Below are 12,485 nucleotides of genomic sequence, written 5' to 3'. Positions count from 1 at the left end.
ATCAGTCCAACCTCACGGAATACATTACTCAGTTCTGCCGGCATAGCGCCAGTCAGTGAGCTTGCCAGTTCTTCCGGTGTGCATTTCCGGCAGCCAAGTACCCATTGGACAGTCATAAAGATAGAACCCTGACAATACATTTCCAATTGAAATTGCAGATGCGGAGAAATCTTTTTGCCGGTACGGCTTTCAATCTGATCCGTATAGAAAGCGGTGATCAACTGGAAATCATGATCGCGCAGACAATTCTGGTCATCGTTTTTAAATGCAGCCTTGAAAAACAGCTTTTCTTCCTGAATATAGGTAAATTTATTTACAAGACTTTCATAGACAGATTTTCCTTCCCCCATATGTTCAAAGGATTCTAAGAGAATTTTGTCAAAATACCAGTTGATGAGGTCATATTTATCCTGAAAATTGCGGTAAAAAGTCTGTCTTGTGACACCGCATGCTTCTACAATTTCCTTCACAGTGATTTTTTCTACAGGTGCAGTTTTCATACAGCGTTTCATGGCATCTGCCAGCTCATATTTTGTTCTTTCGTTGGATTTTGTGATTGCCATAGCTTTCTCCTCATTTGTGCAGACCTTTCCGGATAATCACATTTTAGCATAAATCAAGTCTGTTCGGAAAATATTTCTATATGAAAAAACAGTAAACATTCCAAAATTTTTCTAAAATGAGGTTTTATACTTGCCAGACTCCATGTTTTGAAGTATAGTACTCTTCGCTTTGCTGATTCAAAAGAGAAGAGAAGGAGACAACAAAATGACATTTTATCAGGAGTTACAGCTTAGTTCTGCCGGTTCAAAACAGTTGATCAAAAATACGACAGACAAAAAAGAAAAATGGCGTCATATTCTTATCTATAATTTTAAAGTATATCTTGTTATGGCTTTTTGTGTGGCGGTTGTCACATTGTATACAAAACTGACAGGGCAGGAAAACAGCGTTGTAGGAGTAACGGTCCTGTTGGCGCTGCTTGTGCTGAGACAGGCAGATTTTGGCATACGGACGAGTCATGGATTGTTGTCCATTGTGGGAATATTTACGATCATGATGGCTGGCCCGCGACTGGCAAATATGGTATCTCCGGTGGGAGCATTTTTTATAAATTGTGTCTGTATCCTGCTTCTTATGATTTTTGGGTGTCACAATGTCATTATGCATAATCATTCCACGTTTGTGCTCGGGTATCTGCTCTTATATGGATATGATGTGAGTGGCAGAGCTTTTGAGATGCGGGTGATCGGACTTACGGCGGGAATGCTTGTGTGCATGGCGGTTTTTTATAAAAATCAGAAAAACAGACCTTATCGCAGGACATTTAAGGATTTATTCCGGGAATTTGATGTTCGGTCTGCGAGAAACCAATGGTATCTGAAACTGACACTGATCGTCTCAAGTGCAATGCTGATCGTTTCACTGCTTGGACTTCCGAGAGCAATGTGGGCAGGGATCGCATGTATGTCAGTCTGCCTTCCATTTACAGAGGATGGAAAAATGAGGGCGGTAGACAGGGGCGTGTTTAATATTGCCGGATGTGCGCTGTTTCTCGTCCTTTATCTGATACTGCCGGAGTCAGGAAGAAGTATAATCGGAATTATTGGTGGGATCGGCGTGGGTTATTCTGCCGGATATAAATGGCAGACGGTTTTTAACACGTTTGGAGCGCTTGCAATTGCAGCTTCATTGTTCGGACTGCCGATGGCGCTGCTGCTTCGGACAGGGATCAATGTGACTGCCTCTCTTTATACAGTGGTTTGTAATGTCGTATATGACAAATTGCATGGCAAAAGAGCAGAAATCGCAGAAAACCTCGTAAAACCATAAAAAACACTGGTATTTTGCAAAAGTGTGTGCTATAATCCTAGAATGACTGCGATAGTCGTAGTACGCCCATTTTTAGGCAGAGCCAGAAAAACCGCGGGTTTATGCGACTTTGGACGTGGCTCGATTAGCGCATTAAGCGTGAAATGTACATGGATATTTTATATATATAAGGAGGAAAAATCATTATAATGAGTGTACAGGTTGAAAAATTAGAAAAAAACATGGCAAAACTTACTGTTGAAGTACCAGCAGAGGAAGTAGAAAAAGCTTTACAGGCTGCTTACATGAAAGAGAAGAACAAAATCAGCATTCCTGGTTTCCGTAAAGGTAAAGTTCCAAGAGCTATGATCGAGAAAATGTACGGTGCAGCTGTATTTTATGAAGAAGCAGCAAACATCTTAATTCAGGATAATTATGCAGCAGCTATGGAAGAGAGCAAAGAGGACATCGTTTCCAGACCAACAATTGACATTGTTCAGATCGAATCCGGAAAACCTTTCATCTTCACAGCAGAAGTGGCTGTAAGACCGGAAGTGACACTTGGAAAATACAAAGGTGTTCAGGTAACTAAGATCGACACAACTGTAACAGACGAAGAAGTAGAAGCAGCACTTGAGAAAGAGCAGCAGAAGAACTCCAGAACTGTAACTGTAACAGACAGACCAGTTGCAAACGGTGATACAGCAGTCATCGATTTCGAAGGATTTGTTGACGGCATTGCATTTGAAGGTGGTAAAGGAGAGAATCATCCATTAGAGATCGGTTCCCACTCTTTCATCGATACATTCGAAGATCAGTTAGTAGGACACAATGCAGGGGATGAAGTAGAAGTTAACGTTACTTTCCCAGAGAAATATCAGGCAGCTGATTTAGCTGGAAAACCAGCCGTATTCAAAGTTAAGATCAACGAGATCAAAGCAAAAGAACTTCCAGAATTAAATGATGAATTTGCTTCTGAAGTATCTGAGTTTGATACATTAGCTGAGTACAAAGAAGACTTAAGAAAACATCTTGAAGTTGAGAAAGAGAACGAAGCAAAACGTACAAAAGAAGATGAAGCAATCAAGAAGATCATCGACAAATCCACAATGGAGATCCCGGAAGCTATGATCGAGACACAGTGCGAGAACATGATCAATGAGTTCGCACAGAGAATCGCACAGAGCGGTCTTTCCATGGAGCAGTACATGCAGTTCTCCGGTATGACGATCGATGGATTAAAAGAGCAGGTTCGTCCAGAAGCTGAGACTCGTATCAAGAGCAGCCTTGTATTAGAGCAGATCGCAAAAGAAGAGAACATCGAAGTTTCTGAAGATGAGATCAATGCAGAAGTTGAGAAGATGGCAGCTCAGTACGGAATGGAAGCTGACAAGTTAAAAGAGTACTTAGGAGAAGCTGAGAAAGAATCCATTAAGAGAGATTTATCTGTGACAAAAGCAGTTGACTTAATTATGGAGAACGTAAAAGAAAGAGCAAAAGCTAAGACAAAGAAAGAAAAAGAAGCTGAAGCAGAAGAAGGAACAGAAGAATAATTCCGGCAGCGTACAGCAGACAGAGGATTGCATATAATATGCAGACCGGAAATATCACAGACTGGCTCTTATGAGCCGGTCTGTTTGAGATTTATGACAGATTGCATCTGATGAGAAAAAAGTTCAATATTTTTTGAAAATTCGAACAAGATATTAATTTTTCATAAAACATGTTTTTTTCCTATTCCAACGTCTCTGCATTTGTGGGATAATATTTATCAGTGCAGTGTATGACAGATATATTGCAATAGTGAAAGAAGTGCGGGTCACGGCATAGTGTGATTCCGACTATATTTATGAAAAGGAAAGGGCAGGTAAGAGATATGAGTTTAGTACCTTACGTCATTGAACAGACAAGCAGAGGAGAGCGTAATTACGATATTTACTCCAGATTATTAAAAGATAGAATTATTTTCCTGGGAGAAGAAGTGAATGAGACAACAGCAAGCCTTGTGGTTGCACAGTTACTTTTCTTAGAGTCCGAGGATCCTGGAAAAGATATTCATTTATATATCAATTCCCCAGGTGGAATGGTAACAGCAGGTCTTGCTATTTATGATACGATGCAGTACATCAAATGTGATGTATCTACTATCTGTATCGGTATGGCCGCCAGCATGGGAGCATTTTTACTTGCAGGTGGAGCAAAGGGCAAGAGACTTGCGCTTCCGAATGCAGAGATTATGATCCATCAGCCATCCGGCGGAGCAAAAGGTCAGGCAACGGAGATCCAGATCGCAGCGGAAAACATTTTAAAGACAAAGAAGAAATTAAATGAGATTTTAGCTGCAAACACCGGAAAACCTTATGACGTGATCGCAGCGGACACAGAGAGAGATCATTATATGTCTGCTCAGGAAGCAATGGAATACGGACTGATCGATAATGTGATCACAAGCCGCTAATAAATAGAGACATTGGAGAATAAGAAATGACAGGAAGAAATGACGAGAGACTGCGCTGCTCATTTTGTGGTAAGACTCAGGATCAGGTCCGTAAACTGATCGCGGGACCAAACGGAGCCTATATCTGTGATGAGTGTGTAGACGTTTGCGCCGAGATTATAGACGAAGAGTTGGAGAATGATGAATTTGACGGAAATCTGGAAGAACCTGCGGAGCAGATCAATCTGATCAAGCCGGAGGAGATGAAGGCATTTTTAGACGAGTACGTCATTGGCCAGGATAAAGCGAAGAAAGTCTTGTCCGTTGCAGTTTATAATCATTACAAGAGAATTATGGCAGGATCAGATTCAGATGTAGAATTGCAGAAGAGTAATATTCTTATGCTCGGACCAACCGGTTCCGGTAAAACACTTTTAGCACAGACTTTGGCGAGAGTGTTGAATGTTCCGTTTGCGATCGCAGATGCAACCACACTTACCGAGGCAGGTTATGTGGGTGAAGATGTCGAGAATATCCTTTTGAAACTGATCCAGGCTGCTGATTATGATATTGAGCGTGCACAGCACGGTATCATTTACATTGATGAGATTGACAAGATTACAAAAAAATCTGAGAACGTTTCCATCACAAGAGACGTTTCCGGCGAGGGTGTACAGCAGGCGTTACTTAAGATTTTAGAGGGAACGGTTGCTTCTGTTCCGCCACAGGGTGGAAGAAAACATCCGCAGCAGGAACTGATCCCGATTGATACTACCAATATTTTATTTATCTGTGGTGGTGCTTTTGATGGATTGGAGAAGATCATTGAGACACGTCTCGACCAGAAATCCATTGGATTTAATGCAGAAGTACACGCCAAAGATGAGTACAATGTAGGGGAAGTATTAAAACATGTACTTCCACAGGATTTTGTGAAATTCGGACTCATCCCTGAATTTATCGGTCGTGTGCCGGTAACCGTAACACTGGATATGTTAGATAAGGATGCGATGGTCCGTATCTTATGCGAGCCTAAGAATGCACTTGTAAAACAGTATAAAAAGCTGTTTGAATTAGACGGCGTCAATCTGGAATTTGACAAGGATGCACTCGAAGCAATCGTGGACAAAGCGCTTGAGAGAAAGACCGGAGCGCGTGGACTGCGTGCGATCATGGAGGCTGTCACATTAGATCTGATGTATCATATTCCATCCGATGAGAGCATTACAAGATGTGAGATCACCAAAGAAGATGTAGAAAAGAATCTTGCGATCGAAGAGAAAGAAGAAAAAGCACTTGTTGAGAAGTTAGAACAGGCTTCTTAAGCAAAAGATAACAGTGCAAAAAGCTGTTAAAGAAAAAAGGAATTATAGAAAATGGATACAATGATTATGAAAATGCCTGCAGTTGCCCTTCGTGGAATGGTGATCCTGCCGGGAATGGTAGCCCATTTTGACGTAAGCCGTGCAAAATCCATCAAGGCAGTGGAAGAAGCGATGATGGATGAGCAGAAGATTTTTCTTGTGGCACAGAAAGATGTGGAACAGGAAAATCCTGATATTGAGGACTTATTTAAGATCGGGATCATTGCTGAGGTAAAGCAGGTAATTAAGTTACAAAATAATATTGTACGCATTTTGGTAGAAGGGAAAGAGCGGGCAGAATTGTCCGCTTTTCTTGAAAATCCGGACTATCTGCTTGCGGAGATCATTCGATTTGACGAGGAAGTGGATGACGGACTGCCAGAAGAAGCGAAGGAGGCAATGCTTCGGAGCATTCAGGAGACATTTGGTAAATATGTGGTCGTCAATCCCAAAATGGGAAAAGAGCTGCAACGCCAGTTAAGTGAGATCACAGATCTGGAAAAACTGATGAATCAGCTTGCCAACAGCCTTCCGGTACATTTCGGGGAAAAACAGAAAATCTTAGATGCGGTTTCTATGACCGAACGTTATGAGGTTCTGATGGCACTCTTATTAAAAGAGATCGAGATCATAGCCATCAAGAATGATTTTCAGGCGAAAGTCAAGGCGCATGTGGATAAAAACCAGAAAGAATATCTGCTGAGAGAACAGATGAAAGTGATCCGTGAGGAGCTTGGCGAAGATAATACGGAATCAGACGCAGATCATTTTGCGGAGGCTCTGGGTAAGATCAGGGCAGACAAAGAAGTGAAAGAGAAGATCAAAAAAGAGATCGACCGTTTTAAAAATATCAGCTCCAGCTCCTCTGAGAGCGCTGTGGCGAGAGGGTATATTGAAACACTTTTGGAGCTTCCATGGAATAAGACATCCAGAGATAACAAGGATCTGAAAAATGCCGAACAGATTTTAAATGCCGATCATTACGGGCTGGAAAAAGTAAAAGAGCGTATGTTAGAATTTCTGGCTGTCCGCAATCTCACCAGCAAGGGCGAAAGCCCGATCATCTGTCTGGTAGGACCGCCGGGAACCGGTAAAACGAGTATTGCACGATCCGTTGCAAAAGCGTTAGATAAAAAATATGTGCGGATCAGTCTAGGTGGTGTGCGGGATGAGGCAGAGATCCGCGGCCACAGAAGAACTTACGTCGGAGCAATGCCGGGACGTATCGTGAACGGACTGCGCAGCGCCGGCGTGAAAAATCCGCTCATGCTGTTAGATGAGATCGATAAGATGAGCAGCGATTACAAGGGGGATACGGCGTCTGCATTGCTGGAAGTGCTTGACGCGGAGCAGAATAAGAAGTTCCGGGATCATTATGTTGAGATACCGATCGATCTTTCAGAAGTGCTGTTTATTGCAACAGCAAACTCTGTGCAGGATATCCCAAGGCCGCTGTTAGACCGTATGGAACTGATCGAAGTGACCAGTTATACAGAGAATGAGAAGCTTCACATTGCCAAAGAGCATCTGCTCGCAAAGCAGATGGAGCGCAATGGGATCAGACCGGAGCAGCTCGCCATCACAGACAAAGCGATGGCAAAGATCATCAGTGGTTACACAAGGGAAGCTGGTGTGCGTAATCTTGAACGTAAGCTTGGTGAGATATGCAGAAAAGCAGCAAGACCGCTTTACGAGGGAGAAAAAGAGAAGATTAAAGTTACAGAACAGAATCTTGAAAAGTTCCTCGGCAAAGAGAAATACAGTTTTGATAAGAAAAATGATACGGATGAAGTAGGAATCGTCCGTGGACTTGCATGGACAAGCGTTGGTGGAGATACTTTAGAGATTGAAGTCAACATCATGCCGGGAAAAGGTGAGTTCCAGCTGACCGGACAGCTGGGAGATGTGATGAAGGAATCTGCACAGGCGGGAATCAGCTATATCCGTTCTGTCAGTGAAGAGTATCATATTCCGAAAAAGTTTTTCCAGGAGAATGACATCCATATCCACATCCCGGAGGGTGCAGTGCCGAAGGATGGACCGTCTGCCGGAATCACGATGGCGACAGCCATGTTGTCGGCGATCACGAAGACACCGGTCCGCGCTGATGTCGCAATGACAGGTGAGATCACACTTCGCGGCCGTGTGCTTCCGATCGGTGGACTGAAGGAAAAACACTGGCAGCCAAAAATGCAGGAATTAAGACCATCTGTGTGCCAAAGAAGAATGAGAAGGATATAGATGAGATTTCACCGGAGATCAAAAAAGGTCTGAAAATCGTGTTTGTGGAGCAGATGAAAGACGTGCTGGATGTGGCGTTTGTAAAGGAACAGAAATAGGTTAAATATAGGTAGGATGTGGTGTGCAGTCTGCACACTGCAATAAGTAGAGGAAAAGATAATGGTAATTAGAAGTGTAAATTTGGAGACTGTCTGTGGTATCACAAGTAAAATACCAGACAATCCATTTAATGAAGTGGCATTTGCAGGAAAGTCAAATGTAGGAAAATCGTCCATGATCAATGCGCTGTTAAACCGCAAGTCGCTCGCAAGGACGTCGGCGCAGCCGGGAAAGACGCAGACCATCAATTTTTACAATGTCAACGATGCCATGTATCTGGTCGATCTGCCTGGTTATGGATATGCGAAGACCTCTTCCAGTGAGAAGGAAAAATGGGGAAAAATGATTGAGAATTATCTCCATACTTCAAAAAAACTGCAGGCAGTCTTTTTGCTGATCGATATCCGTCATGATCCGTCTGCAAACGATAAAATGATGTATGACTGGATGGTTTATCAGGGATTTACACCGATTATCATTGCCACAAAGCTTGATAAGATCAAGCGAAGCCAGATCCAGAAGAATGTAAAAGCAATCCGCGAAGGGCTGAAAGTAAAGCCGGGTACGGTGATCATTCCATTCTCTTCCGAGACAAAGCAGGGAAGGGATGAACTGTGGGAGGTTATCGATTCCTTTGTTCTGCCACAGGAGGAAACTGAGGAAGAAGATAAATAACAGTTCGCAGAATGCCTGCGGCCTGTAATGTAAAAATGACATTGCACTGCAAAATCGTTCATGGTAAAATAATAGTATAAGTGTCAGACAAGACAAAAAGCACCCGGAGATACTTTCTGGGTGTTCTGTGAATATAAAGGCGCATCGGAGGATGGTAGAGATGAAAAAGAAGAAAATTGTGATTGCTCTTGGACATGAAGCATTGGGAACAACACTTCCTGAACAGAAAGAGGCAACGAAACGAACAGCAAAGGCAGTGGCAGATTTTATCCGTGAAGATTATCAGGTTGTGATCACACACAGCAACGGACCACAGATTGGTATGATCCATACTGCTATGAATGAATTTTGTAAATTATATCCGGAATATACTGCAACACCAATGTCTGTATGTTCTGCAATGAGTCAGGGATATATCGGTTACGATTTACAGAATGCGATCCGTGCGGAATTATTGAACAAGGGAATCTATAAACCCGTTTCTACGATCCTTACACAGGTTGTGGTTGATCCATATGACGAGGCGTTTTACAAACCAAGCAAAGTCATTGGACGTGTGCTGACGGAAGAGGAAGCAGAGGCAGAGGAGAAAAAAGGAAATCACGTTGTAAAAATAGAAGGCGGGTACAGACGAATCGTTGCAGCGCCAAAGCCAATGGATATCGTGGAGATCGATGCAATCAAAGCATTGTCCGATGCTGACCAGATCGTAGTTGCCTGTGGAGGCGGCGGAATCCCGGTATTAATGCAGGACAACAACTTAAAGGGTGCCAGTGCTGTTATTGAAAAAGACCTTGCAGCAGGAAAACTGGCAGAACTTCTGAATGCAGACATGCTTGTTATTTTGACAAGTGTTGACAATGTATGCTTAAATTATGGACAGCCGGATGAAAAACCATTATCAACCATGACTGTTGCAGAAGCAAAGAAATACATGGAGCAGGGACAGTTTGGTGAGGGCGATATGCTTCCTAAGATAGAGGCAGCCATCAACTTTATCGGTGACTCTGCGATCAGATCCGTTCTGATCACAAAATTGAACAAAGATGGTTCAAATATCCATGGCGGTATGGGAACCATGATCACAAAATAATGTTTTTGACATAATGTTTACAAAAAGAGCAGGTTTTTTTACAAAAGAAAGCTTGCTTTTTTTATGTTTATTTCGTATAATCTCTCCGTAGATGGAGCCGCCGTACCAAAGAAGAAACTTAAAATTTATTATACATTTTTCACAAGAATACGAATAAAAACGAAGAGAAGAGTCTGTATTATTGTGAAAAGTGTATAAGTTTTAAGTTTTGCAGAGATTGGTCCGCAGGCTCCGTGCTGATTTAAGGAGATTGTTAAAACTATAACAGAAATCAGGAGAGGCATACGCATTTCGAATGAATAAAAATCAGCAGGAACACTTGAAAAATGAAACCATAAAAAGAAAGGAAGAATTTATGACAAGAAGAACAAAAATTATCTGTACGTTAGGACCATCCACCGACAATGAAGCGGTGATGAGAGCATTGATCGAAGAGGGAATGAACGTTGCACGTTTCAATTTTTCGCATGGACCGCATGATGAGCAGATGGGAAGATTAAAAATGCTTCGCAAACTGCGCAAAGAATTGGGAAAATATGTTGCAGCTTTACTTGATACAAAGGGACCGGAAATCCGTCTCGTAGAATTTGAAAAAGGAAAAACAGAGTTAAAGACAGGTCAGACTTTTACACTGACAACCGATGATATTCCTGGAACAGATGAGCGCGTATCAATCACTTACAAAAATCTTGCAGATGATGTAAAGCCGGGCGATCATATTCTGATCGATGATGGTCTGGTAGGTCTGGAAGTTGTAGAGATCAAACCGGTTGCAAAACCAGTGAATACCAAGGTCAACGCAAGAGATATTGTCTGTAAAGTGTTAAATGATGGTGTGATTTCCAATAAAAAAGGTGTGAACGTTCCGAACGTTGACCTCACGATGCCATTTATCAGTGAAAAAGATTACGGAGATATCTGTTTTGCGGTAGAAAATGATTATGATTTTATCGCAGCTTCCTTTGTCCGTACCGCAGAGGATGTTATGGAAATCCGCAAAATCCTTGCAGAAAAAGGTGGCGAGGATATTAAGATCATTTCCAAGATCGAGAACATGCAGGGTGTCCGCAATATCGATGACATTATCCGTGTCTCCGACGGTATCATGGTAGCGCGTGGTGACATGGGTGTTGAAATCCCATTGGAAGATGTTCCGGTTATGCAGAAAATGATCATCAAAAAAGTATGTGAGGCTGGAAAAATCGTTATTACAGCAACTCAGATGTTAGATTCCATGATGAAACATCCAAGACCAACAAGAGCAGAGTCCACAGACGTTGCAAATGCTATTTATGACGGAACGAGTGCGATCATGTTATCCGGAGAGACTGCTGCAGGAATGTATCCAATTGAAGCTGTAAAAACAATGGTCCGTATTGCAACCCGCACAGAGCATGATATCAACTATTTACAGAGATTCAGACAGCGCAGGACCATGTGTAACCCGGATGTGACAAACGCAATCTCACATGCAACCTGTACGATGGCTGGTGATTTAAGTGCAGCGGCAATCGTGACGGTAACGAAGTCCGGACGTACTGCGAGAATGATCTCCAAATACCGTCCAAACTGCACGATCATTGGTGAGTGCCTGACAGAAAAGGTATGCCGTCAGTTAAACCTTGAGTGGGGTGTAGAACCGATTCTTATCACAGAGGAACAGGATGCAAGCCAGTTGTTTGAGAAGGCAGTTGATGTGGCAGAGATGGCAGGATTTGTTTCCAAAGGGGAATTAGTTGTTCTGACCGGTGGTGTTCCACTTGGGGTATCCGGTACAACGAACCTCATCAAAGTACAGGTCGCAGGACATATTCTTGTGACAGGAAAAGGGCTAAACGGAAAGAAAATTTCTGGAAACCTTTGTGTGTGCCACAGCAATGAAGATTTAAAAAGCTTTAAAGACGGTGATATCATTGTCGCAGCAGACACCACAAATGAAATGATGGCACAGATGCGTCAGGCTTCCGCACTGATCGTAGAAGCAGAGGGTGCAAACTGTCATGCAGCAATCGCAGGGTTAAGCCTTGATATTCCGGTTCTGATCGCAGCTAAAAATGCATTGAATGTCTTAAAGACCAGTGCTTACGTTGAAGTGGACTGCGAGAGCGGGGTTGTAAGTGCGAACTAAACCAGAGTTTCACTTGCGTGGTGTCGCAGATTCTGTGGTGCTTTCTTAGGGCTTGAAGGGCAGATATAAGCGTCCTCACACAAGTCGTGATTTTATCGGTTTATGAAAAGAAAAACGGTACAGACGAAATATGATGTTCCAGTTCGCCGGGCATTCCGATAAGCCTCAAAGAGTCTTATCTCCATGGCTCACAAAGGAAATCATATTTGTCTGTACCGTTTTTCTTTCATTTACGCTGTGAATGACTAGTGAGAGGACGCTTATACATGCCCAATTTACGCTATGAATTGCACCACAAAATCTGCAATTTACGTTATGGAACTCACGGTTATGGGATGAGTGCCTATACAAGGAGGTGTCGATTAAATTCAGTTATTCTCAATGCCTTGCGATTCGCCAATGATAAAGGGCACACCTCCCGGAGTTTCATCTTTGGGTTCTGCCGCTCGTATTCTGGATTGACGGATTTTCACAATCTGGATATTGCATGCCACACAGTCTTGGATAAATAAAAAATTGAACTGATTTGTTTTCAGGATTTTGGGAGCGGCCGGTCCTTAGAAAGCAGACATTGCGATTTCAAAAGCCAATGTAATTGGATTTTGAAATCACGATGGATACTTTCTTAGTACCGTT

The 12,485-nt window shown here is 42.6% G+C and carries 8 protein-coding genes and 1 pseudogene; 8 read left to right on the top strand and 1 reads right to left on the bottom strand.

Annotated features, from left to right (window positions below):
• The coding region (locus tag ROSEINA2194_RS19265; protein ID WP_007890833.1) for a TetR/AcrR family transcriptional regulator C-terminal domain-containing protein at positions 1-563 on the bottom strand (563 nt) is incomplete at its 3' end.
• Between the two features lie 205 nt (positions 564-768).
• Between ROSEINA2194_RS19265 and ROSEINA2194_RS19260 the strand changes: the two genes are divergently transcribed.
• The 8 genes and pseudogenes from ROSEINA2194_RS19260 to pyk all read left to right on the top strand — a co-directional run bounded on the left by ROSEINA2194_RS19260 (position 769) and on the right by pyk (position 11,849).
• A complete protein-coding gene (locus ROSEINA2194_RS19260) occupies positions 769-1,833 on the top strand; it encodes an FUSC family protein (protein WP_044929020.1) in 1,065 nt (354 codons plus the stop codon).
• A 188-nt stretch (positions 1,834-2,021) separates the two neighbouring features.
• On the top strand, positions 2,022-3,365 hold the full coding sequence (gene tig, locus ROSEINA2194_RS19255; protein WP_007890831.1) for a trigger factor: 1,344 nt from the start codon (positions 2,022-2,024) through the stop codon (positions 3,363-3,365).
• A 323-nt stretch (positions 3,366-3,688) separates the two neighbouring features.
• The gene (gene clpP, locus ROSEINA2194_RS19250) at positions 3,689-4,270 is read left to right on the top strand and encodes an ATP-dependent Clp endopeptidase proteolytic subunit ClpP (RefSeq protein WP_021923286.1); all 582 of its coding nucleotides are present in this window, start codon (positions 3,689-3,691) and stop codon (positions 4,268-4,270) included.
• 26 nt (positions 4,271-4,296) lie between these two features.
• Complete coding sequence (clpX, locus tag ROSEINA2194_RS19245; protein WP_007890829.1) at positions 4,297-5,574, top strand: ATP-dependent Clp protease ATP-binding subunit ClpX; 1,278 nt, start codon at positions 4,297-4,299, stop codon at positions 5,572-5,574.
• 51 nt (positions 5,575-5,625) lie between these two features.
• A pseudogene (gene lon / locus ROSEINA2194_RS19240) lies at positions 5,626-7,952 on the top strand (endopeptidase La).
• A 61-nt stretch (positions 7,953-8,013) separates the two neighbouring features.
• The gene (gene yihA, locus ROSEINA2194_RS19235; protein WP_007890818.1) at positions 8,014-8,628 is read left to right on the top strand and encodes a ribosome biogenesis GTP-binding protein YihA/YsxC; all 615 of its coding nucleotides are present in this window, start codon (positions 8,014-8,016) and stop codon (positions 8,626-8,628) included.
• A gap of 160 nt (positions 8,629-8,788) precedes the next feature.
• Positions 8,789-9,721, top strand: coding sequence for a carbamate kinase (arcC, locus tag ROSEINA2194_RS19230; RefSeq protein ID WP_044929018.1), 933 nt, complete (start codon positions 8,789-8,791; stop codon positions 9,719-9,721).
• Between the two features lie 355 nt (positions 9,722-10,076).
• A complete protein-coding gene (pyk, locus tag ROSEINA2194_RS19225) occupies positions 10,077-11,849 on the top strand; it encodes a pyruvate kinase (RefSeq protein ID WP_044929021.1) in 1,773 nt (590 codons plus the stop codon).
• Positions 11,850-12,485 lie beyond the last annotated feature (636 nt).

This window comes from Roseburia inulinivorans DSM 16841 (genome assembly GCF_000174195.1).
Taxonomy (GTDB): Bacteria; Bacillota; Clostridia; order Lachnospirales; family Lachnospiraceae; genus Roseburia; species Roseburia inulinivorans.
This window is presented reverse-complemented; position numbering and strand designations above follow the sequence as displayed.